This is a genomic window from [Eubacterium] eligens ATCC 27750 (assembly GCF_000146185.1).
GTDB classification, from domain to species: Bacteria; Bacillota; Clostridia; order Lachnospirales; family Lachnospiraceae; genus Lachnospira; species Lachnospira eligens.
The window spans coordinates 952,169-977,239 of record NC_012778.1; the positions used below are offsets into that span (position 1 = coordinate 952,169).

Sequence of the window (25,071 nt, forward strand, 5' to 3'; positions counted from 1 at the left end):
TGCGGACTTTGAATAAATGTATAGAAAGACTTTATAATGGTATTATTAAAGAGAATCCTACCCTGGTACTTACACTTGGTATGTGTCCTACACTTGCGGTTACTACATCAGCAATCAATGGTATAGGTATGGGACTTTCTTCTACAGTAGTACTTGCATTATCAAACCTTATGATTTCATTACTTCGTAAGGCTATTCCAGATGGTGTAAGAATGCCAGCGTTCATCGTTGTCGTTGCATCATTTGTTACAATGGTACAGTTCCTTATGCAGGGCTTCCTGCCAAGTCTGTACGACTCACTTGGAATATATATTCCTCTTATAGTTGTTAACTGTATTATCCTTGGACGTGCGGAAGCCTATGCTTCTAAGAATCCTCCAATTCCTTCATTCTTTGATGGAATAGGTATGGGACTTGGATTCACAATTGCTATCACAATCCTTGGAGCAATAAGAGAGCTTATCGGTGGCGGTACAATTTTCTCAGATGGTACTAACGCATTATTTGATCTCTCAACAATCGGTTACACACCAGCAAGTATCTTTATCCTTGCACCAGGAGCGTTCTTTGTTCTTGCATTCATGATTGCTATTATGAACAGAATTAAGAGAAAGAAAGGCATGAAGCCTGCAGAAGTTCCTGACTACACAGAAGAGATAGAAGAAGCTAAGGCTGAGGCTAAGAATAACTAAGGGAGGTAAATATGGGATATTTTTCACAGTTATTATTGATAGCTGTAAGTACAGCAATTGTCAATAATGTAGTTTTAAGCCAGTTCCTCGGTTTGTGTCCTTTCCTTGGAGTTTCTAAGAAGATAAACACAGCAGCAGGAATGGGTGGCGCTGTTATCGGCGTTATCACTATTTCATCAGCTGTCTGCAGTCTTATATATGACTGTATACTTACACCGCTTAAGCTTACATATCTGAATACAATTGTATTCATCCTTGTAATTGCGGCACTTGTTCAGTTTGTTGAAATGTTTTTAAAGAAGACATCACCATCTCTTTATGAAGCACTTGGTGTATACCTTCCACTTATTACAACTAACTGTGCAGTACTTGGTATTGCACTTACTAACGTACAGAACTATAACACAGCAGCAGGACTTAATATTGGTCAGAAGCTTTTAGATTCTGTAGTCAGTGGATTAGGAACAGCTGTTGGTTTTACAATAGCAATCATAATCATGGCTGGTATACGTGAAAGAAACGAATTCAATGATGTTCCGGAAAGCTTTAAGGGAATGCCTATTGTATTACTTACTGCAGGACTTATGGCTATCGCATTCTTTGGATTTTCAGGTATTATTTAAGAGGAGGACGACAAGATGTCAGGTATAATTATTGCTGCAGTTGTTGTAAGCTGCACTGGTCTTCTTCTCGGACTTTTCCTCGGAGTAATGGGTAAGAAGTTCTATGTTGAAGTAGATCAGAAAGAGATAGATGTAAGAGCAGAGCTTCCTGGAAACAACTGTGGTGGTTGTGGATATGCAGGATGTGATGCACTTGCTAAGGCAATTGCCGCAGGAGAAGCTCCAGCTAACGCATGTCCAGTTGGTGGCGCACCGGTTGCAGCAAAGATTGGTGCAATCATGGGTGAGGAAGTTGGAGAATCAGTAAGAATGACAGCATTTGTTAAATGTGCTGGTGACTGCGACAAAGCAAAAGAAAATTATGTGTACTCAGGTGCAATGGATTGTACAGCAATGAACGTCGTTCCTAACGGCGGTTCTAAGGCATGTACATATGGATGTATGGGATATGGTTCATGTGTTAAGGCATGTCCTTTTGATGCAATTCATATTGTTAATGGTATTGCTGTAGTAGATAAGGGCAAATGTAAAGCATGTGGTAAATGTGTTGCTGTATGTCCAAGACACCTTATTGAAATCATACCATACAAGAGTAACTATACAGTTAACTGTTCATCTAACGATAAGGGTAAAGATGTTATGTCAGCATGCTCTGTTGGATGTATTGGATGTATGTTATGTACAAAGCAGTGTGAGTTCGGTGCTATTACAGTAGAAAACAATATTGCACATATTGATTATTCAAAGTGTACAGGTTGTGGAAAGTGTGCTGAGAAGTGCCCTAAGAAGATAATACATCTTCATTGATAATTTAATCACAATAAGTTATAATAAGAAACTGCCGTAGGCTTATGCTTATGGCAGTTTCCTAGTTTAAGAAAAGAGAAGATACACCTATGGCAGAGATGAAATCGAAGTTACAAGATTTTTATAAAAGACTTGATTCCAGAAAATCAACATATTTTCTGGCTTATTCAGTTATTTTTGCAATCCTTGCTATAGGTGTGTTTTCTTTTTATTTTTTCACTGGAAAGACATTCATATGGGAGGTTGATGGCTGGGAACAGCATTATAAGTCACTCATATATTATTCACAGTATTTAAGGGATTTCTTTAAAAATATATTTATCAATCGTCAGTTTGTAATACCACAGTGGGATTTTGCAATAGGTGAGGGAAGTGATGTTATAGGAACATTTCACTATTATGTTATAGGCGACCCATTTACATTCTTCTGTTTCCTGTTTCCTGCAAAGTACATGTATATATTCTATGAAGCAATGATTCTTTTAAGAATATATCTGTCAGGTATAGCATTTTCACTGCTGTGTTTTTATATAGGACATAAGAAAAGATATGTCCTTCCAGGAGCAGTAGCTTATGCATTCTGCTACTGGGCAATATATAATGCAGTAAGACATCCGTTTTTTCTTAACCCGCTTCTGTATTATCCTCTGCTTGTATTAGGCGTTGAGAAGATAATCAGAGAGAAGAAAATGTGGCTCTTTACAATAACAGTAGCTGTTGCTGCAATGAGTAATTTTTATTTCTTCTACATGCTTGTGTTCACAACAATTATATATGTTATTGTAAGATTCATATTCTGTTATGGAAAGAATGTAAAAATGTGGGGCAAAGGAATATTAAGACTTGCAGTTTCATCGGTTACAGGACTGTGTATGGCGGCAATAGTGTTTCTCCCTGTGCTTCACGTTTTCTTAAGTGACAGCAGATTTAATACACCTAATAAAATGGGACTGGTATATCCTTTTTCATACTATGCAAAGCTTCCGGGACTTTTTATCGTTGAGGGTGATAACTTCTGGACATGCATGGGATTTGCAGTGCCGGTGTTACTTGCAGTGCTTTTAATGTTTAAGAGCAGACGTAAGTACACAATGCTTAAGACTTATTTTATTATAAGTGCTGTGATGATATGTATACCGTTCTTCGGACAGGCAATGAACGGATTTTCATATATGTGTAACAGGTGGATATATTCATTTGCATTATTATGTGCATATATACTTGTGTGCATGATGCCGCGTCTTATAAAACTGGAAAGAAAAGAAATCCGCTTTATTGGAATTGCACTTACAATATATTTTGTGGTATGTATGTGCGTAAAGTATTCAAGAAATGGCAAGCTTATAAGTGCAGTTGCAATCGGAGCAATATTGCTAATTGGACTTAGCATAAAGAATGTTAATGAATATAACAGATGCATGATGGTGACAGTAGCGGTTATGGTGGCGGCATTAGCTAATGGCATATGGAAAAATGCTTCATTTGGGGAAAATTATGCGGCACAGTGCATAAGCGTTAAAATGGCACAGGAAGATGTGTTTGGAAGCGAGAAGGAGCTTATAAGTAAAGATGCTGAAGATACAGATTTTATCAGATATTCAGGCTCGGGACTTTCATACAATATGAATTGCATTACTGGAATATCGTCCTCTAATCTGTACTGGACACTTACTAATCCGTATGTATCGAAGTTCAGATATGATTGTGCAATCAGACTTGATACGCTGCTTCCGCACAAATACACAGGTTATGATGACAGGTCGTCTCTTATAGCTTTATCATCTGCCTCAAAGTATCTGGTGAGTAAGACCGGCGGACTTGTTCCATATGGATTTACTTATGAATCAGAAAATGATGATTATGTAATGTATAATAACGACAATGCACTTCCATTAGGCTTTACCTATGACAAAGCTGTTAATAAGAGGGAATGGGAAGGCTTAAGTGCAGTAGATAAGCAGAAGGCTATGCTTCAGGCTGTTGTTATTGGCAGAAGTGGGAAAGATACCAGGGAGGCGCTTCCTAACAGGGTATCTGTTAAAGATTTAAGTTATGACAGCCAGATTAAAGATTATACAATGGATTATGATGCTAAAGAGGTACAGTGTACTGACAATACATTTGCAGTAACTAAGGCAGGTGCCAGGGTAACATTTAACTTTACAGGCAGTGGTGCAGGCGAGACTTACTTTAATATTAATGGTCTTGACTATGAAGGAGCGGCACAGTTCCAGCTGTATTTTGGAAAGAGGAAGTTTGATCCATTAGACTTATACTCTAAGGCAGACTGGAAAGAGCTTTCACATAATGAAAAGAAGAAGATATTTAAGAATTTCATATACTGGACACAGTCTACAAGCAGTGTTAAGCTTGGGATTACGACTGATACAGGAGTAACCAAGTCAATGAATTACTTTACATCTGATTACAGCTATTATAGTAACCAGCATGATTTCAGTGTGAATATGGGTTATTCGGAAGAAAATGTGACATCAGTTACAGTGACTTTCCAGAAGATTGGTGTGTATTCTTATGATGATATACAGATTGTATGCCAGCCGATGGACAGTTACACTGACGAGATTAATGCACTTAAAGAAAATGTATTAACAGATGTAGAGCTTGGAAATAATAAGGTTACAGGACAGATAACACTTGACCGTAATAAATATCTGTGTCTTACAATCCCTTATTCAAAGGGATGGAAGGTATATGTAGACGGAGAAAGACAAAAGCTATATAATGCTAATGGCCAGTATATGGCTGTATATCTTACGAGTGGAACGCATAATGTAACACTTAAGTATTCTACGCCGCTTCTTAAAGAGGGAGCGCTTATGTCACTTGCAGGTGTGGCCATCTTTGCCATGCAGCTTGTAATTAATAATAGAAAGAAGAGGAAATAATAATGTACAGAGAAGTTGCGAAGCTTATTATATATGGTAATCATGAGGACACTATTCTTATGAAAATGTCCGATATTTTCAAAAAATTTGACAGGGATGAGGAGACTCCTGACAAGCTTATAAGCGATATATATGAGCAGATTAAGAGAATATTGGAGGTTGCCACAGATTATGGCTTTGATAAGAATTTATGGCATAATTATCTTACATTCTATCTTATAACTAACGAGAATCCATTCAGCCTTACATGTGAAAAGGTAGGTGCTAATGATGGAAGCGTTAATGAATTTGCTAAGAACGACTTCAAGGTGTTTATGAATCTGTTTAATTATGATTTCAGACCTATTGAGGCTGCACTTGGAATTAACTGTTTTTCACTTATATCTGATTACAAGGCAATTGTTAAGAAAGAGCTTATGTACAATAAGAATGTAAGTGAGAAGGTACAGGCTTTAAGCCTTAAGCTTGAGACAGCAAAGGATGAGAATGAGTTCTTTAATTATGTTACTGATTTCTATAAAGCATATGGTGTAGGAATGTTCGGACTTAATAAGGCATTCAGGGTAATAGGTGGTGATAATGGCGTTACATTTACACCAATTAACAATATGGATAAGGTTATGTTAGATGACCTTATAGGTTATGAAATCCAGAAGAAGAAGCTTGTGGAGAATACAGAAGCCTTTGTTCAGGGAAGAAAAGCCAATAATGCACTTCTTTTCGGTGATAGCGGAACAGGTAAGTCAACTTCTATCAAGGCTATTGTCAATGAATATTATGACCAGGGTCTTAGAATGATAGAGATATACAAACATCAGTTCAAGGATTTATCTAATGTTATAGCAAGCATTAAGAACAGAAATTACAAGTTTATAATATATATGGATGATTTATCTTTTGAGGAATTCGAGATTGAATACAAGTTCTTAAAGGCTGTAATTGAAGGCGGTGTTGAGACTAAGCCTGATAATATTCTTATCTATGCAACATCTAACAGAAGACATCTTATCAAAGAAACATGGAATGACAGAAATGATTTAGAGAGCAATAACGGTCTTCACAGATCTGATACTATTGAAGAGAAGCTTTCATTAGTGAACAGATTTGGATGCCAGATAAGCTACTCTAAGCCATCACAGAAAGAATTCTTTGATATTGTTATTGGCCTTGCAAGGAAGAACAATGTTAAGATGACAGATGAAGAGCTTATGGCAGAGGCTAACAAGTGGGAACTTTCACATGGTGGAATATCAGGAAGAACAGCACAGCAGTTTATCAATTACTGTCTTGGGGGTAGAGAATGATTTCATACATTAAAGGTGAGCTGGCCGAAATCCTGCCAGATGTAATCGTTGTGGAAGCCAATGGAATCGGATATAATATATATGTTCCGGGTTCAGTTCCTGGTGAGCTTCCATCAGTTGGCAGTGAGGTTAAGATATATACATATATGAATGTCAAGGAAGATGAATGCAGTCTGTTCGGATTCCTTACAAGAGATGATTTAAGCATGTTTAAAATGCTTATCTGCGTCAATGGTATTGGCCCTAAGGCAGCGCTTGGTGCATTATCTAATATCACAGCAGATGATTTAAGATTTGCAGTTCTTGCTGATGATGTGGCAGCAATCAAGGCACTTCCTGGTATCGGACCTAAAACAGCACAGAAGATTATAATTGAGCTTAAAGATAAGTTAAAGCTTGATGAAGTATTTGAATCAGCACTTTCTAAGAATAAAAAGGCAGACAATAACAGTAATGTAAGTAATGTCATGATGATAAGAAATGACGCTGTTGAGGCACTTGTATCACTTGGATATTCAAGCAAAGATGCACTTGTTGCTGTCAAGGAAGTGGAAGATATAGAGAATAAGGATTCTGAGACGGTTCTTAAGGAAGCGTTAAAGAAGCTGGTTAAATTCTAGAACAGAATAGTATTTAAGAAATGAGGGGCTATATGGAAAAGAGGATTATATCAACACAGATAACTGAAGAAGATTATGGTATTGAGAATTCCTTAAGACCATTATCTCTCGATGACTATGTTGGACAGAATAAGGTTAAGAGTAATCTTAAAGTATATATTGAGGCAGCAAAGGAAAGAGGAGAGGCACTTGACCATGTACTTTTCTATGGACCTCCGGGACTTGGAAAGACAACTCTGGCAGGAATTATTGCTAATGAAATGGGGGTTAATATCAAGGTTACATCCGGTCCTGCAATCGAGAAGCCGGGAGATATGGCAGCTATACTTAACAACTTAAGTGAGGGTGATATTCTATTTGTTGATGAGATTCACAGACTTAACAGACAGGTAGAAGAAGTGCTGTATCCTGCAATGGAGGACTATAAGATTGATATTATGATCGGAAAGGGTGCAACAGCAAGGTCTATAAGACTTGAACTGCCACAGTTCACTCTGATAGGGGCAACAACAAGAGCGGGACTTTTATCAGCACCCTTAAGAGACAGATTCGGTGTTGTAAGCCATATGGAATTCTATACAGTTCCGGAGCTTGAGAAAATCATTATCCGTTCAGCCAATGTGCTTAATGTTGATATTGACTCAGACGGAGCACATGAGCTTGCAAGAAGGTCAAGGGGAACACCGAGACTTGCCAACAGACTTTTAAAGAGAGTGCGAGATTTTGCACAGGTTAAATATAACGGACATATCAATAAGGATGTTGCTGATTATGCACTTAATCTGTTAGATGTTGACAGAGATGGATTGGACCGTAACGATCGTGTTATACTTACTACAATAGTTGATAAGTTTGATGGCGGACCTGTCGGTATTGAGACACTGGCAGCTTCAATAGGCGAGGATTCAGGAACTCTTGAAGATGTTTATGAGCCATATCTTATACAGAACGGGTATATTAACAGAACTCCAAGAGGAAGAGTTGCAACTAAAGCAGCTTATGATAATCTTGGCAGGCCATTTAAACAAAAATAACATAAAATATTCTAAAGAATGCGTTTTATGAGTTGAATAGTAAGTGTATTTATTATATACTTAATATGTTTATTTCTACATATATGGAGGGGACTTATGTCATCAAAGAATACAGCAGAAGTAATTCTTGGAGGTAAGGTAATCAAGCTTGGTGGATATGAAAGCGAGGAGTATCTTCAGAGAGTTGCATCATACATTAATAACAAGATAACTGAATTTAATAAAGAAGAGAGTTACAGACGAATGTCAGCAGAGCTCAGAACTGATATGATGTATCTTAATATTGCAGATGATTACTTCAAGGCTAAGAAGATGGCAGACAGTCTTTCATTAGATATTGAGAACAAGGATAAGGAAATATACGACCTTAAGCATGAGCTTATTGCAGCACAGATTAAGGCAGAAAGTTCAGCAAAAGAGATTAAGGAATTAAAGAGTGAGATTAACAAGTATCAGAAGAATATTGTCAAGTTAGAGACAGAACTGAATGATTCTAAGAAGTGATTTACATAAGATTATCTGATATTAATAATAAAGGCTGTTGCAAATGCATTTGCAGCAGCCATTTAATTTAAAGGCGGTTACAACTATGAATGTTGATAAGAGAAAAACACAGGTGGAAGTTTTAGCACCAGCAGGTTCACTTGATATTATGAAAGCTGTTGTGGCGGCAGGGGCAGATGCCATATACCTGGGAGGCAATATGTTTGGAGCAAGGGCATTTGCCAATAATTTTAATGATGAAGAGCTTATCTGTGCTATTGAATATGCACATTTATTCGGTAGAAAGGTTTATCTGACAGTTAATACTCTTCTTAAGTCAAGAGAGATAGAGAACAGTCTTATAGAATATCTTATACCGTTCTATGAGGCAGGTCTTGATGCAGTGATTGTACAGGATATGGGTGTGTTTAACCTTATAAGAAAACATTTTCCTGATATGGATATACATGCAAGCACACAGATGACACAGACCGGAGTGTATGGCAGCAGGCTTTTAAAGGAACTTGGTGCAACAAGAATAGTCACTTCAAGAGAGATGAATCTGCAGGAAATAAAGCAGCTTCATGAGAGATTAGATGTGGAGATAGAAAGCTTTGTGCATGGAGCATTATGTTACTGTTATTCGGGACAATGCCTGCTTTCAAGCTTTAACGGAGGAAGAAGCGGTAACAGGGGAAGGTGTGCCCAGCCGTGCAGGATGCCTTATGATGTGTATGATAACGGCGAAAAGATTAATAACAGAAACAACAGTTACGCATTAAGTCCTAAGGATATGTGTGCATTACAGATACTTCCGGATGTTATTGAAAGTGGTGTATATTCACTTAAGATAGAAGGACGTATGAAGAATGTAACATATGCGGCTATGGTAACACATATTTACCGCAAATATGTTGATATGTATCTTGAAAAGGGGCGAAAAGGCTTCAGGGTAGATAAGCAGGATATTGATGACCTTTCAGATATATATAACAGAGGTGCATTTACATCAGGCTATTATGACAGTGTCAAGGGAAAGAAGATGATGTCACTTGGACGTCCAAACCATATGGGAACGGAGTGCCTTAAGGTAGTATCTAACAAGGCAGGAAGAATTACATTTAAAGCATTAAAGAATGTAAACAAAGGTGATGTCTTTGAGATTGATAAGGAACATTCCTTTGAGAGCGGTGCTGATGTGGCAGCAGGACAGACATTCGTTGTCAATCTTCCTAAGAAATACCCGCTGTATGAGGGAAGAATTGTCAACAGAATGAATAATGCTAAGATTAAGGCATATGTAGCAGATAATTATGTCGGAACAACACCTAAGCTTCATGTAGATATGAAGCTTATTGTAAGAAAGAATGAAAATATTTCACTTACAGTAATGTATGATGGAATTGAAAAGACATGTACAGGAGAGATAGTTACCGAAGCACAGAATCGTCCGGCCTCAGAGGAGGAGCTTGTTAAGAATCTTAAAAAAACCGGTGATACATGTTTTGTGGTGGAAGATGCAGAAGTGCAGCTTGATGATGGTATGTTTGTGCCTGTCGGCTGGATTAAGGAATTAAGAAGAAATGTACTTGAACAGCTTGAAACACATTTAAAACACGGTCTTGTTAGAACTTATAATAAGCCTGAATGTGCAGAGACTGACGACAAGAAAGAAGCTGATGATAATAATTATCAGGTAAGAAAAGCTGCATACCTTCATGATATAAAGCAGGTAAAGGAAGCAGCATCTGTTTCAGGTGTTGAAAGCATTTATCTTGATTATAAGATGTTTTATATGAATGATGAGAATTCATTAAAAGAGGCTGTAAAGCACTGTCAGTCACATGAAATATATGTATATATGTTCCTTCCACATATTCTTAAGGCAGAAAAATATGATAAGTTTAAGTGCTTGTGTGAGAAGGCTTCTGACTGTGGCATAGACAGGTTTGTATGCCGTAATATTGAGCAGATTGGTTTTCTTGGAAGTGACAATTGGAAGAAATTATCTGACAAGGTGCATATTATTACAGACAGCAGCATATATATATTTAATACATTTGCAAAAGATGAATTAAGAAGGCTGTGCAGTAATGCCGGGGTTATTCTTGACAGAATGACACTGCCACTTGAACTTACAGATAAGGAGATGAAGCCTGTAATTGGAAGTGACACGGAACTTGTTGTATATGGGGATGTGCCTCTTATGGTATCTGAACAGTGTGTGAGAAGAACTTACGGAAGATGTGACGGAAGCTGGGGCAGCATTAATATTACTGGACCAAAGGGCAGCAGTTATACAGTGGAAAGCATGTGTGAATTCTGCTATTCTGTAATGAATGGAGAAAAACTCAATCTTACAAAAGAAAATCCCGAAGAATCCATGAATTGTGTGATTCGTTATGAATTTGACGAAAGAGCAGCAGATGATATACAATTAGTTATGACTGATGGAGTGTGTGGTGGTACTACAGGGCATTTTCATCAGGCAATCGACTAAGATTAAGTGACTTGAATAAAGGAGATTGCTATGCAGTCAGTTTTTATTGAACTTACAAAATACATATTTGCGTTTCTGATGGCGTTTTATGTTCTTTCTGCTTACAGAGGAGCAATAATCCATAAGGAAGAAAAGAGAAAAGGAATATATGTCCAGCAGTATATTATAATATTTGCGATACATTTTCTTGGATATTATGTATTGTATATAATGAAGCAGGATGTGAAGTATATAGGTTTTTATTTTGTGCAGCTTATATATCTTATAATATTCATAGCATTTTATTATATATTGTATCCAAAGGCTTCAAGGCTTCTTGTCAATAATATGTGCATGCTCATGGCGGTAGGCTTTATCATGATTGCAAGGCTTAATTTTGACAAATGTGTAAAACAGTTCGTAATTGCTGTGCTTGGAACGGTAATAATGTTTATGGTTCCATGGCTTTTAAAGACAGTTAAAAGCTTTAGAAATTTTGGATGGATATATTGTATCACAGGGCTTGTGCTTTTATGTGCTGTTTTGTTAGGAAGCAAGGTATATGGTGCAAATCTTACTTTAAGTATTGGCGCGTTTTCTGTACAGCCGGCAGAGTTTGTTAAGATTTTGTATGTTATGTTTGTTGCTTCGATGTTTAATAAGTCAACGACATTTAAACAGACATGTATTGTTACAGCGTTTGCAGCACTTCATGTTATTATTCTTGTGCTTTCAACTGACCTTGGTGCTGCACTTATATTCTTTGTGGTGTATATTGCAATGCTTTATATAGCAACAAGAAAACTGGTCTATGCCGGGGCAGGACTGATTGCCGGAGCAGGTGCATCTGTTATTGCATATAAGCTTTTTGCACATGTGAGAGCGAGAGTTATTGTATGGCGTAATCCGTGGGAATATATTGATACAAGCGGATATCAGATATGTCAGTCTCTTTTTGCAATAGGAATGGGGTCATGGTTTGGTTATGGACTGTGTCAGGGTATGCCTGATAAGATACCTGTGGCAGAGAAAGATTTTATGTTTTCTGCTATATCTGAAGAATTTGGACTTATATTTTCGATAGCCCTATTCCTGGTGTGTCTTAATAATCTTATTCTTATGATGAATATAGCTTCAAGATGTAAGACTCTTTTTTATCGTCTTGTGGCAGTAGGACTTGGTGTTACATATGGGGTTCAGGTGTTCTTAACTGTCGGAGGTGCGATTAAGTTCATACCAATGACAGGCGTTACACTTCCTTTTGTAAGTTACGGAGGAAGCTCAATATTAAGCTCACTGATAATGTTTGCATTAATAAATGGAATGTATACTATGAGACAGGATGAAGGTGACAGGAAAGATGGCAGAAAACAAAAAGCAGGTCAGACAAAGAAAAAACAAAAATGCACAGAACGATATAGTAGATAATGAAAAGAAGGATTTAAGAAATAAGGAAACTAATATAATAGCATTCTTTTTTGTAGGACTTTTTATGGCTACAATTGTTTATCTGTGCGTATTCAATATAAAGGATGCCGGCAAGGTTGTTAATAATCCATATAATAAAAGAGTTGACAGTCAGGAAGCAAAGGTTATAAGAGGAGATATTCTGTCAGATGATGGAACTGTACTTGCGACAACGCTGCTTGATGAAGATGGCAATGAAAAAAGATATTATCCATTTGATGATTTGTTCTGTCATTCTGTTGGATTCACTTCTCTTACCGGAATGAAAACAGGACTTGAACAGTCACAGAATTTCTATCTTCTTAAGGAAACTGACAATGTGCTTGACCAGATTGGAAATGATATATCAGGAGGTAAGGCAAAGGGACATAATGTCACAACAACACTTGATTTAGAGCTTACTCAGGCAGCATATAAGGCACTTGGTAATAATAAGGGCGCAGTTATAGCAATGGAACCATCTACGGGTAAGATTCTTGCAATGGTATCTAATCCAACATTTGATGCAAATGTAGTAAATACCGATTATGATGAATGGCTTACTTATGACAGCTCTGATTCGGTACTTTTAAACAGGGCTACACAGGGATTGTATCCTCCGGGTTCAACATTCAAGATAATTACAGCTCTTGCATATATAAGGCAGAATCAGAATGATTATTATAATTATTCATATAACTGTGATGGACAGGCATATATATCAGGTGGAACGACTATTGCATGTTTTGACCATACGGCACATGGATATGAGGATTTAAGAAAAGCATTTGCTAATTCCTGCAATTCAGCGTTTTCTACGATTGGAGCAGGGCTTAATAAAACCTCATTTATTAATCTGTGTAATACTTTCCTGTTTAATTCTAATCTTCCTGTTGGATTCGAGTACTCAAAGAGTACAATGTCAGTGACTAAAGATTCGTCAGTCAGTGAAATGCAGGAAACAGGCATAGGACAGGGAAAAACAATGATGTCACCTCTTCATAATCTTATGATTGCAGCAAGTGTTGCCAATGACGGGGTTATGATGACACCTTATATGGTCGATAACATCAGTGACAGTGAGGGAAGAGTTGTTGTAAAGAACCAGCCTTCAGCAATAGATACAGTAATGTCAGCAGAAGAGGCTGAATATCTTACGGAATGCATGAGAGCAGTTGTTACTTCAGGAACCGGTTATGCAATGAAGAATTCTTCGTATGAAGCGGCAGGAAAGACAGGTTCGGCACAGTATGATGATTCAGAAAAATATCATAGCTGGTTTACAGGATTTGCACCATATGATAATCCGCAGATAGCGGTATGTGTTATTCTTGAAGGTGGATATTCAGGAGTCTCAAGTGCACAGTATGTAGCTAAAGCTGTATTTGATACTTATTTTGGCTATTGATATTCTGTCACACAGTATGTATAATTTTATTGATGAATTACTAATTTTTAAGAAGGAAATATAATGAGTACAGTTAACAATATTAGTCCGATAGATGGCAGCGCATATCTTGTCAGTACAGGAAACAGCGTTAATGCCACATCGGGAACTGATTTCGATAAAATATATAATGACATAGCCGTTGATGATTCGCTTGAAAGCATATTTGCAGGGGCAGCAAAAGAGTTTGGAATTAATGAGAATTTTCTTAAAGCTGTTGCAAAGGCTGAATCAGGATTTGACCCGGATGCTGTATCAGGATGTGGAGCGCAGGGGATTATGCAGCTTATGCCATTTACATCAGAAAGCTATGGGGTTACTGATCCGTTTGATGCAAAACAGAATATATATGCAGGGGCACAGCTGTTATCAGAACTTCTGGATAATTATAATGGTAATGCAACTCTTGCACTTGCTGCTTATAATGCAGGAAGCGGTTCTGTACAGAAATACGGAGGAGTGCCTCCATATGATGAAACTGTTAATTACATAAATAAAATTAATGATATATTAGGTGGATCTCTGGCAGGGGATTCAAAGACAATAGATGGTGCATCCACAACAGATTTTAGTGTTGCACAGAATGTCATTGCACCTGATATTGAAATTAAGAAAAGTACATTGGGTACATCAGCTGAGGCTGGTAAATTAATTGGGACAATTTCTACTAATAATGATGACAGATTATCAGTAGGATTGTATAATGTAGTTACAGACAATGATTCGGATGTAATTAAGAATATGGACGTGGGACGGAAATTACCTGATAATGATATGGCAGAAAATAGCACCGGTTATATATATTCAGGTAAAGAACTGTCATATGATGCTATGACAGCTAATGTGAATTTTCTCAATAATGCGTCATATGATTCTGTGTATAAGAATGATCCACAGTCCATATATCAGGCACAGGCGTCTGTGATAAGCCCGCTTGTTCTTAAGCTTTTGGATTTGTAGTCTTAACTAACAAGGAAAGAGGGGAAAATTATGAACAGTAACAGAATTAAAGTGACATTGTATAACAGAACATTTAAAGAGATTGACCAGTCTGATTTTACAAGAATAACAGAAGGTTTATTCTCTAACAGGGATGATATTGTGGAAGTTGCTTTTCCAGATGGAGTTGAGACAATAGGATTCAATGCTTTTGAAAATTGCAGACGACTTGAGAAGGTGGAGTTTCCAGAGTCTCTTAAGTCAATTGAAAGCGAAGCGTTTATTAATTGTACAAGTCTTAAAGAAGCAGATTATGGTAGTAATGTAAAAGTTGCACCTGATGCATTTAAAGGATGTATTAATTTATAATCAGTTCAGGTACTGGATTAATAAGAAGCCTTATGTGGGCTTCTTATTTTTTATAGTCGTATCCGACTAAAAACTTGACAAATATTTCTGCATAATATAGGATTTCTTACAGTGGCCTGACTATGCGTTGGTGCTGTGTGCGTGGGCTTGCGAAAGATTTTTAGAAATTCAGCACAGAAACGAGGAAGATAATGAGTAAGAAAAAGACATTTGTTACACTTGAACAGCTTAAGGAAATCGACAAGACATATCCGACTCCTTATCATCTCTATGATGAGAAGGGAATCAGAGAGAACGCTAAGAGATTAAAGGAAGCATTCTCATGGAATAAAGGTTATAGAGAGTATTTTGCTGTGAAGGCTACTCCTAATCCATATATTTTAAAGATATTAAAGGATTATGGCTGCGGTGTTGACTGTGCATCTATGGCAGAGCTTATGATGGGTTACGCTCTTGATTATAAGCCGGAAGAGATTATGTTCTCATCTAATGATACTCCTGCGGAAGAGTATGCATATGCTAATGAGATAGGTGCTACTATTAATCTTGATGATATTACTCATATTGAGTTTCTTGATAAGATATTAGACGGTAAGTTTCCTGAAACAATGAGCTGCCGTTACAATCCGGGCGGATATTTCCAGCTTGGAACATCTATTATGGATAATCCTGGTGATGCCAAGTATGGTATGACACATGACCAGATTATTGAAGCATTTAAGATATTAAAGAGCAAGGGGGTTAAGCATTTTGGTATCCATTCATTCCTTGCAAGTAATACAGTATCTAATGAATATTATCCGACACTTGCCAAGATTTTATTCGAGCTTGCAGTTGAGTTAAGAGACAAGACTGGAGCAGATATTAAATTTGTAAACCTTTCAGGCGGTGTTGGTGTTGCCTACAAGCCAGAACAGGAGCCTAACGATATTGCAGTTATCGGTGAAGGAGTACATAAGGTATATGATGAGGTTCTTGGTGCGGCTGGAATGGGTGATGTTGCAATTTATACAGAGCTTGGAAGATTTATGCTTGCTCCATATGGCTGTCTTGTAACTAAGGCAATTCATGAGAAGCATATCTATAAGGAATACATCGGAGTTGATGCATGTGCATCTAACCTTATGCGTCCGGCGATCTATGGTGCATATCATCATATTACTGTTGCGGGTAAGGAAGATGCACCTTGCGACCATAAGTATGATGTTACAGGTTCTTTATGTGAGAACAGTGATAAGTTCGCAATTGACAGAATGCTTCCTAAGATTGATATGGGTGATTATCTTATTATCCATGATACAGGAGCACACGGTTTCTCTATGGGATACCAGTATAATGGAAAGTTAAGATCAGCAGAACTTCTTCTTAAGGAAGACGGCAGTGTCCAGATGATCAGACGAGCAGAGACAATCAAGGATTACTATGCTACATTTGATTTCTGTGATGCGTTGGATAAGTTGAATTTAAAATAAACGAGGTTTGATACATTGAAGAATTTAGGTTATATAGCAGGCGAAATTACAAAGGGAAAGAATCTTTCAGAAAATCTTTTAAAGTATGGTAATGGAATGTGTTCCATGTATAATGGACTTGGATTTATAAAAATGTCCATGAATTATTATACTGTACTTGATATTGCAAGAGATTTACAGAATGATAAAGACCTTCTTAACATGATTAACAGACTTAATGAGCTTGTGGAGCGTTTCGTGGAGAATGATGAATGTGATGATTATGAAGCATTCAACGAACTTAATTCATTCCGTGAGCAGATTATTGAGATTATGGAAGTTATAACAGCTTATGTAGACAGATTAAGAATATATGAGCATGTACTTAACAGAGTTGAGTACAGATTTAACGATGGTGAACTTGATTACGACTACTATAATACCTATATGACTAATGAGATTATGCATTATATATTGTCTGATAAGGATAATGTTGTTATTAATGGCAAGATTTCAGAGATAGTAGGACAGCTTCCTGTAAGAATGTTAAAGGATAGATTCTTTGAACATATCAGGGATGCATTTACTCTGTATCATGGTGCAGGAAAGGACTCGATAGATGATTTCTATTACACATTAAGTACTAGTGCCATGCTCTCAGGTGAGGCGGGATTTGATAAATTTCCTGATGTCTATGATATATATAACACACTTGCAGGGGCTGACTACAAAAATATTGATAAAGACGAATATGTAAGACTAAAGGGCGCACTTGATATTGCAACTGAGAAGATGACAGATTATGCAGATGTATATGTGCTTCTTACACAGGTTGTTAATGATGCGCTCACTATAGTTCTTACCAGAAGAAATACACTTGACAGAATAGAAGAGATAGAGAATGCCAAGAATGTTTTAAGTAAGACGAGAAATGCTTATATTACAGGTGAGAGATTTGAAGATATTTCAGAAGATTTTGCTGCATTTGAAGGAAAACAGGAAAGAATTCTTGAGGCAGTATCATCTGGTGATTATGCAATAGAATACAGTCTTGCTAACTTTGTGGATGAGCTTAAGGAATATGAACTTTTATCTGCATATAATGCTTTGTCTAAAACACTTAAGTTACAGTCAGGCAGTGATTTTGTTAAGCTTGAATCAGAGGTATTTGCAGAGATACCGGATGATTCTTATGCTGATAAGACAGCAGAGAAGCTTATTAAGGAACTTGACGACAGTTTTAAGAATATGAATGTAATGGTTAAGAGAGCTGTTATGGCATCAGTGCTTTCAAGTCTTCCGGTATTCTTTAACAATACGGAAGAGATACAGGCTTATATTAATAATTCTCTTATGCAGTGCAATGATGATGCAGAGCAGAAGGCAGTTGTTGAGATTATTAAGACAATGATAAGTGATAACTAATGCAAATGTGCTGATGTGCATATGAGAAGTTTAAGTTTTTTGGGGGATGTTAAGTTGAAGTGGTATAGATATCTTTATCTTGGGGATAACGCAAGAAAAGCAAAATACAAAACATTTGGTCTTATCAGAAAGAGCAGATTTACCATAGATACTTATATTGTTGCAATTTCTGTCAATCCTGATAATATTCTTGATGTTTATTCAGCTAATATGCTGAAACAGCCACATTTTAAGAATAAATCATACAGAGATAAAGTGTATGTTGTAGGACTTGCGAAGGGCAGGGATGAGGCACTTGAACTGGTAAGATGCATAGTTGACGACACATATTCCCATACAGGAGGCGTTGATGTCGCTGGTTATCTTAGGTTTGGCACAGAATTAAGGAAGGGCAGCTGACATGCTGCTGGAAAGGTGGGGCTATGCTGCATGTTTTATTGCTTATACTTAAGATAACAGGCATAGTTATCGCGTGTATTTTAGGACTTGTAATAATTGTTGTGGCAGCAGTTCTTTTTGTGCCGGTAAGATATAATGCTGATGCTGATTATCATGGTAAGTTCAAGGCACATGCGAAATTGTCATGGCTTGGAATATTAAGGGTGCTTGTTTCGTATGATGAAGAACTTGCAATTAAAGCCAAGGCACTTTTTATTACAATTTACAGTAATAATCAAAAAAAAGAAAAAACTTCAAAACATAGGACATCAAAGAAGAAAAAAACAAAACACTCAGAAGAAAATATTTTTTCTGTAAACGACGATGAAGCCAAGAAGCTTACGGAAAATGAGAAAAAACCACAGATTAAGATGGCTGAGGCTGTGAGTGACACTAAAGAAGATACACAGGCTGTTAAGAAAAATGTGGAAGATATTAAAGAGTCTGCAGAGAGTCTTAAAGAGACTGTATCAGAAGATGAATCTAAGACCACACAGAATAAGAACTTCTTTGATAAAGTTAAGGATAAATGCTTTGTAATATATACAAAGATTAAAGAGATAATAAACATTGTAAAGGATACAGTAAAAAAGGTTTCCGGAGCGGCTGACAGGCTTAAAGAAAAAGTGAAGAAGGCAAAAGAATTTGTGACAGATGAGGATAATAAGGCACTTTTTCATTTTTTTGTGGAACAGTTAAAGAAACTTATTAAGGTTATTAGACCTAAGAAATACAGAATTAATGCAAGACTTGGATTTGAAGACCCGGCGACAATGGGCAAAGTGCTTGCTTATATATCAATCTTTTATGGTATGTCAGGAGTTGACCTTTCTTTAGAACCGGTATTTGGTGAGAATATTAAAGAGGGCAGTATATTCCTGAAAGGAAATATACGTATATTTTCAGTGCTTGTGATAGCGTTAAGAGTGTATAGAAATGAACAGTTTAAAAAGTTTATTTCCAGATAGAGAAGGTTATGTTATAATGTTAACAGTACTTCGCAAAACAAGGAGGGATTTTATGGCAGAGAATAATTTTGATTCAACAGTTGCATCACTTTTTAAGGGGATGGATGCATTTATATCAGCTAAGACTGTTGTTGGTGATGCGGTTACGGTTAAGGATACAATTATCCTTCCGCTTGTTGATGTTTCGTTTGGAGTTGGAGCAGGAGCATTTGCAGGGGATAAGAAGAATAATGCCGGTGGTGGAATGACCGGAAAGGTTACACCGAGCGCGGTTTTAGTTATTCAGAATGGTGCAACCAAGCTTGTTAATATTAAGAATCAGGATACTGTAACTAAGATTCTTGATATGATTCCTGATGTTATTGACAAATTCAAGGGTAAGGATGAAAAGGTTGTAACTGATGCAGATATTGATGAAGCTATTGAAGATGCAGCAGAGTAGTTTTTCATAAACATATGTAATGTGCATATTATATAACATACTTATTAAGGAAGTATATTTATGTGCAGACTGCTTGGATTTATATTCTTCTGGATTGCTGTTGGAATGATAATAACACTGTTTATAATGGATAATGTATTCTTGTGCGTATGCATAATAATTACATTGATTGTTGTGGGTTATAACATGTTCTGCCAGTAATCAGAACAATATGTTGTGCTTTTGAGAGAATTTTGAAGAAAATTCTTGAAAAATGTGTTGCAAAATATTTTTTTATCTGATACAATAATTTCTGTTGTGGGTAAATTACCCAATACCGGTAAGGAGGTGTTATTGAAATGGCTAAGTGTGCAATTTGCGAAAAAGGTCCTCACTTTGGTAATGCAGTGAGTCATTCTCATAGAAGATCTAATAAAGTTTGGAATGCTAATGTTAAGTCTGTTAAAGTAAAGGTTAACGGAAATGCTAAGAAGATGTATGTTTGTACTTCATGCTTACGTTCTGGTTTAGTTGAGCGTGCATAATCTATGAGCTTTAAAGTTAATACCAGTATATTAAGGTGAATTGCGCAAAACGCGATTCACTTTATTTTTTGGACATTCATTTGATAATCAAAGTTTAATAAAGAATTCGAAAATGTGTTTATTTTTCTGTAGAAAGATAGTATAATATTTGTGCTATTTATATACATATTTTTATGTAAAGTTTGACTGCGCGAAACTTGCATCCGTATTACGGGTGTTAACAAATACAAGCCGCAGTATTGGAGGACTATCTATGAAGGGAACTTTGGAGAATAAACTTGGAAAAGTTTCGATTGATTCGGAAGTTATTGCACAGTACGCAGGTTCTACAGCAGTTGAGTGCTTTGGAATTGTGGGTATGGCTGCTGTCAGCATGAAAGACGGACTTGTTAAGCTTCTTAAAGGAGACAGCCTTACAAGAGGAATCAGTGTGGTTATAGATGAGAATAATCTTATTGAGATTGATTTTCATGTTATTATATCTTATGGTGTAAGCATTGCTGCAGTAGCAGATAATCTTATTGAGAATGTTAAGTATAAAGTGTCAGAATTTACCGGCCTTGAGATTAAGAAAATCAACATATATGTTGAAGGCGTAAGAGTAATTGATTAATAGGAATATTGTTATAATGCTTAATTGCAGAATGGAGGATAATCGTGGCAACTAATACAATAGATGCAGCACTTGTGCAGAAGATGTTTCTTGCAGGAGCTAAAAACCTTGAGTCTAAGAAAGAATGGATTAATGACCTTAATGTTTTCCCTGTACCTGATGGTGATACAGGTACTAACATGACTCTTACAATCATGTCAGCAGCTAAGGAAGTGAGTGCTATTGCTAATCCTAATATGGAGAATCTTTCTAAGGCTATTTCATCAGGCTCTTTAAGAGGAGCAAGAGGTAACTCTGGTGTTATCTTATCACAGCTTTTAAGAGGCTTTACTAAAGAGATGAAGGGCGTTTCTGAGATTACTGTTGAGACACTTGCGCTTGCAACAAGCAGAGCTACAGAGACAGCTTATAAGGCAGTTATGAAGCCTAAGGAAGGAACAATCCTTACTGTTGCTAAGGGGATTTCTGATAAGGCTGCTGAGATTGCATCGCAGACAGATGATATTGAAGAGGCTATGCGTATAATTATTGAACATGCTGAATATGTACTTTCTAAGACACCTGATATGCTTCCTGTTCTTAAAGAAGCAGGAGTTGTGGACTCAGGCGGACAGGGACTTGTTGTTGTTCTTAAGGGAATGTATGATGCACTTACAGGAAAGGTTACAGATTTTTCTATAACAGAGAGTAAGCCATCCACTGAACAGACAGTTCCAGGCTCAGGAAAGGGAGCTGCTGTAGAGAATGTAGATATAAAGTTCGGTTATTGCACCGAGTTCATAATTATGCTTGATAAGGAATTTGATGAGAAGACTGAAGCAGACTTCAAAGCATTCCTTACATCGATAGGTGATTCTATAGTATGTGTTGCTCTTGATGATATTGTTAAGGTTCATGTGCATACTAACCATCCAGGTCAGGCATTTGAGAAGGCCTTGGAATATGGTCAGCTTACTAAGATGAAGGTTGATAATATGCGAGAGGAGCATAACCAGAAGGTTGTTGCACAGTCAGAACTGCAGGCGGCAGCAGCTAAGCAGGCTATGGAGAAAAATTCTGAAGCTGAACAGAAAAAAGCTGAGCCAGCTAAGGATTTTGGATTTATCACAATTGCACCGGGAAGTGGAATCGCAGAGATTTTTAAGGGACTTGGTGTTGATGAAGTTATTGAAGGCGGCCAGACAATGAACCCTTCGACAGAGGATATCCTTAATGCAGCAGATAAGATTAATGCCAAGACAATATATGTTCTTCCTAATAACAGCAATATTATTCTTGCAGCTAACCAGGCAGCATCAATTGTTGAAGACAAGGAACTTATTGTTATCCCTACTAAGACAGTACCACAGGGAATTACAGCTATGATTAACTTTGAGACAACACGCAGTGCTAAGGATAATGGCGATGCGATGACAGACAGTCTTTCAACAGTTAAGTCTGGACAGCTTACTTATGCTGTAAGAGATACATCAATTGACGGCAAGGAGATTAAGAAGGATAATTATCTTGGATTAGGTGATAAGGGACTTGCTGCAGTTGGTACTGATATGGATGAGACTCTTCTTGAGATGATTGAGTCAATGATGTCGGATGAAGCTGAACTTATAAGTGTTTACTATGGAGCTGATATTGAAGAAGCTGCTGCCGAGGCAGTTGTTTCTAAGATTGAAGAAAAGTTTCCTGATGTAGATGTTGAACTTCAGTTTGGTGGACAGCCGGTTTATTATTATATTGTATCTGTTGAGTAAGAATTATGAATATAACAGAATTAAAGGGAATCGGCGCTAAGACAGCTGAGAATTTTAACAGGCTTTCGGTATACACAGTATCGGATCTCGTGGGGTTATACCCACGGGATTACGATGTATACCATGAGCCTGTTTTTGTTAAAGATATAAGCCATGAATCAGAGCATACAGAGGTAGCTGTTGAAGGACAGGTATGCAAAAGCCCGGATATATATGGGAGCGGCAGGCTTAAGATATTAACTGTGACTATAAAGGATTATAATGGCGACTCCATAAAATGTAGCTGGTATAATATGCCATTTTTAAAGAATACATTAAGGCTTGGCGCAAGATATGTATTCAGGGGAAGGCTGGTTAATAAAAGAGGCTGGTTATTAGAACAGCCGAAAATGTATACACTTGCCCAGTATAAGGAACTTCAGGGAACACTGCAGCCAATATATCCTCTGACTAAAGGTCTTACTAACAATACTGTTACTAAGGCAGTTGCACAGGCACTTGAAAAATACAGCGCGGGACTTGAAAAGGAATATATACCTGATTATATAAGAAAGAGATATTCGCTTGCTGAGCATAATTTCAGTATTGTTAATATACATTTTCCTAAGACAATGGAAGAATATGTTCAGGCGAGACACAGACTTGCATTTGAAGAGTTTTTTTTATTCACGCTAGCAACTCTTTCATTAAAGAGTGCAAATGAACACATACCGAACAGCTATGTAATACCAGAAAGCAAAGAAAAGGATCAATTCCTTGAAAGCCTGTCATATTCACTTACCAATGCACAGTTAAGGACTGTGTCAGAGGTTGCACAAGATATGTCAGGTGAACACCTGTGCAGCCGTCTGATACAGGGAGATGTAGGTTCAGGAAAGACAGTTGTTGCAACAATTGCACTTATCAATACGGTTATTGCAGGATATCAGGGAGCATTGATGGCACCAACAGAGGTTCTTGCAAGACAGCATTATGAATCGTTTGTTAAAGGCTTTGAAAAGGCGGGACTTGATATCAGAGTTGAACTTCTTGTTGGTTCAATGACAGCGAAACAGAAAAAGGAAGCATATGCAAGGATTGCAGATGGAACTGCCGGAATAATAGTAGGAACGCATGCGTTGATACAGGAAAAGGTTGAATATAAAGAACTGGCACTTGTTATAACAGATGAGCAGCACAGATTCGGAGTAAACCAGCGCCGTGACTTTTCGCAGAAAGGGAAAAGCCCGCATATTCTTGTAATGAGTGCAACGCCAATACCAAGAACTCTGGCAATTATACTGTACGGTGACCTTGATATATCAATAATTGATGAGATGCCTGCGAACAGACTTCCTATAAAGAATTGTGTTGTGGATGAAAGCTACAGACCGAAGGCGTATACATTTATACACAAGCAGGTTGCTTCCGGCAGACAATGCTATGTAATATGTCCGATGGTTGAGGACAGTGAGGCTGTAGAGGCCGAAAATGTTGTTGATTACACGGCAATGCTTAAGAAAGAACTTCCAGATATAAGGATAGAATATCTTCATGGAAAGATGCGTCCATCGTTAAAGAATGAGGTGATGGAAAGATTTGCAGCACATGAAACGGATGTGCTAGTATCAACTACAGTTATCGAGGTTGGTGTAAATGTGCCTAACAGCACTGTTATGATGGTAGAGAATTCGGAAAGATTTGGGCTTGCACAGCTTCATCAGTTAAGAGGCCGTGTTGGGCGAGGAGAATATCAGTCATATTGTATATTTGTTACAGGCAATAAGTCAGAGAAGATAAGAAAAAGACTGGAAATTCTTAATAAATCCAACGATGGATTCAAGATAGCTGAGGAAGATTTAAGACTGCGTGGACCGGGAGATTTCTTCGGGGTAAGGCAGAGCGGTGATTTTGATTTCGGAATAGCAGATGTATTTACTGATGCAAAGACATTAAAGGAAGCGTCAGATGCAGCGAAAGATATGCTAAAGAAAGATCCTGAGTTAAAGCTTGAGAATAATGTATATCTAAAGCAGAAGGTTGCAGAGTATACGATTAAATGTTTAGAAAAGATTAATCTGTAAAGGAGATGTATGCACATGAGACAGATGGAATTCACAATGAGCAGACCTAATCTTGTCAAGCCAGGAGATGAGGTAGATATTACGGAGGGTAAGCTTCCTAGCAGTTATTATTATACGATAGAGCCGGCAGTCGCAATGTCAGGAAACTATTCAACACCTGACAGGTTAAAGTCAAGACATGGAATTGTTAAAGAGGTTGGAGAGACAAGCAGGGGTTATTATGTGCTTGCGGAATTTGATGAATAATTGA

The 25,071-nt window shown here is 37.3% G+C and carries 24 protein-coding genes; all 24 read left to right on the plus strand.

Translation table 11 applies throughout. The annotated features are described in order from the left end of the window. The first annotated feature begins 8 nt into the window (after positions 1 to 8). The gene (rsxE, locus tag EUBELI_RS04520) at positions 9 to 692 is read left to right on the plus strand and encodes an electron transport complex subunit RsxE (RefSeq protein WP_022098520.1); all 684 of its coding nucleotides are present in this window, start codon (positions 9 to 11) and stop codon (positions 690 to 692) included. Between the two features lie 11 nt (positions 693 to 703). Then, entirely contained in the window at positions 704 to 1,315 is a 612-nt protein-coding gene (locus EUBELI_RS04525; protein WP_012739175.1) for an electron transport complex protein RnfA, read from the plus strand. Positions 1,316 to 1,330: 15 nt separating this feature from the next. Then, positions 1,331 to 2,122, plus strand: coding sequence for an RnfABCDGE type electron transport complex subunit B (locus EUBELI_RS04530; RefSeq protein ID WP_012739176.1), 792 nt, complete (start codon positions 1,331 to 1,333; stop codon positions 2,120 to 2,122). An 89-nt stretch (positions 2,123 to 2,211) separates the two neighbouring features. Beyond that, a complete protein-coding gene (locus EUBELI_RS04535) occupies positions 2,212 to 5,028 on the plus strand; it encodes a YfhO family protein (RefSeq protein WP_012739177.1) in 2,817 nt (938 codons plus the stop codon). 2 nt (positions 5,029 to 5,030) lie between these two features. After that, positions 5,031 to 6,332, plus strand: coding sequence for an ATP-binding protein (locus tag EUBELI_RS04540; protein ID WP_012739178.1), 1,302 nt, complete (start codon positions 5,031 to 5,033; stop codon positions 6,330 to 6,332). Further along, positions 6,329 to 6,952, plus strand: a complete 624-nt coding sequence (gene ruvA / locus EUBELI_RS04545; RefSeq protein ID WP_012739179.1) for a Holliday junction branch migration protein RuvA — start codon at positions 6,329 to 6,331, stop codon at positions 6,950 to 6,952. Before EUBELI_RS04540 ends, ruvA begins: the two co-directional genes overlap by 4 nt. Positions 6,953 to 6,984: 32 nt before the next feature. After that, positions 6,985 to 7,986 (plus strand): Holliday junction branch migration DNA helicase RuvB, encoded by a 1,002-nt coding sequence (gene ruvB / locus EUBELI_RS04550; protein WP_041688073.1) that lies wholly within the window; start codon positions 6,985 to 6,987, stop codon positions 7,984 to 7,986. A 96-nt stretch (positions 7,987 to 8,082) separates the two neighbouring features. Next, positions 8,083 to 8,490: a cell division protein ZapA gene (locus EUBELI_RS04555; protein ID WP_012739181.1), complete on the plus strand. Its 408-nt coding sequence runs from the start codon at positions 8,083 to 8,085 to the stop codon at positions 8,488 to 8,490. 85 nt (positions 8,491 to 8,575) lie between these two features. After that, positions 8,576 to 10,969 carry a U32 family peptidase gene (locus EUBELI_RS04560; RefSeq protein WP_165437536.1) on the plus strand — a complete coding sequence of 798 codons (2,394 nt, stop codon included), beginning with the start codon at positions 8,576 to 8,578 and terminating at the stop codon, positions 10,967 to 10,969. A 30-nt stretch (positions 10,970 to 10,999) separates the two neighbouring features. Next, positions 11,000 to 12,376: an FtsW/RodA/SpoVE family cell cycle protein gene (locus EUBELI_RS04565; RefSeq protein ID WP_012739183.1), complete on the plus strand. Its 1,377-nt coding sequence runs from the start codon at positions 11,000 to 11,002 to the stop codon at positions 12,374 to 12,376. Then, a complete protein-coding gene (locus EUBELI_RS04570; RefSeq protein ID WP_012739184.1) occupies positions 12,309 to 13,802 on the plus strand; it encodes a peptidoglycan D,D-transpeptidase FtsI family protein in 1,494 nt (497 codons plus the stop codon). Before EUBELI_RS04565 ends, EUBELI_RS04570 begins: the two co-directional genes overlap by 68 nt. 63 nt (positions 13,803 to 13,865) lie before the next feature. Beyond that, positions 13,866 to 14,801 (plus strand): lytic transglycosylase domain-containing protein, encoded by a 936-nt coding sequence (locus EUBELI_RS13580; protein ID WP_012739185.1) that lies wholly within the window; start codon positions 13,866 to 13,868, stop codon positions 14,799 to 14,801. Between the two features lie 30 nt (positions 14,802 to 14,831). Then, entirely contained in the window at positions 14,832 to 15,149 is a 318-nt protein-coding gene (locus EUBELI_RS04580) for a leucine-rich repeat domain-containing protein (RefSeq protein WP_012739186.1), read from the plus strand. Positions 15,150 to 15,340: 191 nt separating this feature from the next. After that, positions 15,341 to 16,621, plus strand: a complete 1,281-nt coding sequence (locus EUBELI_RS04585; protein WP_012739187.1) for a diaminopimelate decarboxylase — start codon at positions 15,341 to 15,343, stop codon at positions 16,619 to 16,621. A 15-nt stretch (positions 16,622 to 16,636) separates the two neighbouring features. Beyond that, complete coding sequence (locus tag EUBELI_RS04590; RefSeq protein WP_012739188.1) at positions 16,637 to 18,025, plus strand: hypothetical protein; 1,389 nt, start codon at positions 16,637 to 16,639, stop codon at positions 18,023 to 18,025. A 54-nt stretch (positions 18,026 to 18,079) separates the two neighbouring features. Further along, positions 18,080 to 18,424, plus strand: a complete 345-nt coding sequence (locus EUBELI_RS04595; protein ID WP_041688075.1) for a hypothetical protein — start codon at positions 18,080 to 18,082, stop codon at positions 18,422 to 18,424. A 23-nt stretch (positions 18,425 to 18,447) separates the two neighbouring features. After that, positions 18,448 to 19,431 (plus strand): hypothetical protein, encoded by a 984-nt coding sequence (locus EUBELI_RS04600; RefSeq protein WP_012739190.1) that lies wholly within the window; start codon positions 18,448 to 18,450, stop codon positions 19,429 to 19,431. A 52-nt stretch (positions 19,432 to 19,483) separates the two neighbouring features. Further along, entirely contained in the window at positions 19,484 to 19,873 is a 390-nt protein-coding gene (locus tag EUBELI_RS04605; protein ID WP_022098535.1) for a GerW family sporulation protein, read from the plus strand. 60 nt (positions 19,874 to 19,933) lie between these two features. Further along, positions 19,934 to 20,074, plus strand: a complete 141-nt coding sequence (locus EUBELI_RS14345) for a hypothetical protein (RefSeq protein ID WP_012739192.1) — start codon at positions 19,934 to 19,936, stop codon at positions 20,072 to 20,074. A gap of 137 nt (positions 20,075 to 20,211) precedes the next feature. Beyond that, positions 20,212 to 20,397 carry a 50S ribosomal protein L28 gene (gene rpmB, locus EUBELI_RS04610; RefSeq protein WP_012739193.1) on the plus strand — a complete coding sequence of 62 codons (186 nt, stop codon included), beginning with the start codon at positions 20,212 to 20,214 and terminating at the stop codon, positions 20,395 to 20,397. 253 nt (positions 20,398 to 20,650) lie between these two features. Then, a complete protein-coding gene (locus EUBELI_RS04615; RefSeq protein ID WP_012739194.1) occupies positions 20,651 to 21,010 on the plus strand; it encodes an Asp23/Gls24 family envelope stress response protein in 360 nt (119 codons plus the stop codon). Between the two features lie 44 nt (positions 21,011 to 21,054). Then, entirely contained in the window at positions 21,055 to 22,758 is a 1,704-nt protein-coding gene (locus EUBELI_RS04620; protein ID WP_012739195.1) for a DAK2 domain-containing protein, read from the plus strand. Between the two features lie 5 nt (positions 22,759 to 22,763). Beyond that, positions 22,764 to 24,821, plus strand: coding sequence for an ATP-dependent DNA helicase RecG (gene recG, locus EUBELI_RS04625; protein ID WP_012739196.1), 2,058 nt, complete (start codon positions 22,764 to 22,766; stop codon positions 24,819 to 24,821). Positions 24,822 to 24,836: 15 nt separating this feature from the next. Next, on the plus strand, positions 24,837 to 25,067 hold the full coding sequence (locus EUBELI_RS04630) for a hypothetical protein (RefSeq protein ID WP_012739197.1): 231 nt from the start codon (positions 24,837 to 24,839) through the stop codon (positions 25,065 to 25,067). Positions 25,068 to 25,071 lie beyond the last annotated feature (4 nt).

What these genes read in the sequence shown, in the direction of transcription:
- EUBELI_RS04605 (WP_022098535.1), top strand. Translation starts at nt 19,484, where the DNA reads ATGGCAGAGAATAATTTTGATTCAACAGTTGCATCACTTTTTAAGGGG.
- ruvB (WP_041688073.1), top strand. Translation starts at nt 6,985, where the DNA reads ATGGAAAAGAGGATTATATCAACACAGATAACTGAAGAAGATTATGGT.
- ruvA (WP_012739179.1), top strand. Translation starts at nt 6,329, where the DNA reads ATGATTTCATACATTAAAGGTGAGCTGGCCGAAATCCTGCCAGATGTA.
- EUBELI_RS04540 (WP_012739178.1), top strand. Translation starts at nt 5,031, where the DNA reads ATGTACAGAGAAGTTGCGAAGCTTATTATATATGGTAATCATGAGGAC.
- EUBELI_RS14345 (WP_012739192.1), top strand. Translation starts at nt 19,934, where the DNA reads ATGTGCAGACTGCTTGGATTTATATTCTTCTGGATTGCTGTTGGAATG.
- recG (WP_012739196.1), top strand. Translation starts at nt 22,764, where the DNA reads ATGAATATAACAGAATTAAAGGGAATCGGCGCTAAGACAGCTGAGAAT.
- EUBELI_RS13580 (WP_012739185.1), top strand. Translation starts at nt 13,866, where the DNA reads ATGAGTACAGTTAACAATATTAGTCCGATAGATGGCAGCGCATATCTT.
- EUBELI_RS04615 (WP_012739194.1), top strand. Translation starts at nt 20,651, where the DNA reads ATGAAGGGAACTTTGGAGAATAAACTTGGAAAAGTTTCGATTGATTCG.
- EUBELI_RS04570 (WP_012739184.1), top strand. Translation starts at nt 12,309, where the DNA reads ATGGCAGAAAACAAAAAGCAGGTCAGACAAAGAAAAAACAAAAATGCA.
- EUBELI_RS04580 (WP_012739186.1), top strand. Translation starts at nt 14,832, where the DNA reads ATGAACAGTAACAGAATTAAAGTGACATTGTATAACAGAACATTTAAA.
- EUBELI_RS04555 (WP_012739181.1), top strand. Translation starts at nt 8,083, where the DNA reads ATGTCATCAAAGAATACAGCAGAAGTAATTCTTGGAGGTAAGGTAATC.
- EUBELI_RS04585 (WP_012739187.1), top strand. Translation starts at nt 15,341, where the DNA reads ATGAGTAAGAAAAAGACATTTGTTACACTTGAACAGCTTAAGGAAATC.
- EUBELI_RS04630 (WP_012739197.1), top strand. Translation starts at nt 24,837, where the DNA reads ATGAGACAGATGGAATTCACAATGAGCAGACCTAATCTTGTCAAGCCA.
- EUBELI_RS04565 (WP_012739183.1), top strand. Translation starts at nt 11,000, where the DNA reads ATGCAGTCAGTTTTTATTGAACTTACAAAATACATATTTGCGTTTCTG.
- rpmB (WP_012739193.1), top strand. Translation starts at nt 20,212, where the DNA reads ATGGCTAAGTGTGCAATTTGCGAAAAAGGTCCTCACTTTGGTAATGCA.
- EUBELI_RS04525 (WP_012739175.1), top strand. Translation starts at nt 704, where the DNA reads ATGGGATATTTTTCACAGTTATTATTGATAGCTGTAAGTACAGCAATT.
- EUBELI_RS04535 (WP_012739177.1), top strand. Translation starts at nt 2,212, where the DNA reads ATGGCAGAGATGAAATCGAAGTTACAAGATTTTTATAAAAGACTTGAT.
- EUBELI_RS04560 (WP_165437536.1), top strand. Translation starts at nt 8,576, where the DNA reads ATGAATGTTGATAAGAGAAAAACACAGGTGGAAGTTTTAGCACCAGCA.
- EUBELI_RS04600 (WP_012739190.1), top strand. Translation starts at nt 18,448, where the DNA reads ATGCTGCATGTTTTATTGCTTATACTTAAGATAACAGGCATAGTTATC.
- EUBELI_RS04530 (WP_012739176.1), top strand. Translation starts at nt 1,331, where the DNA reads ATGTCAGGTATAATTATTGCTGCAGTTGTTGTAAGCTGCACTGGTCTT.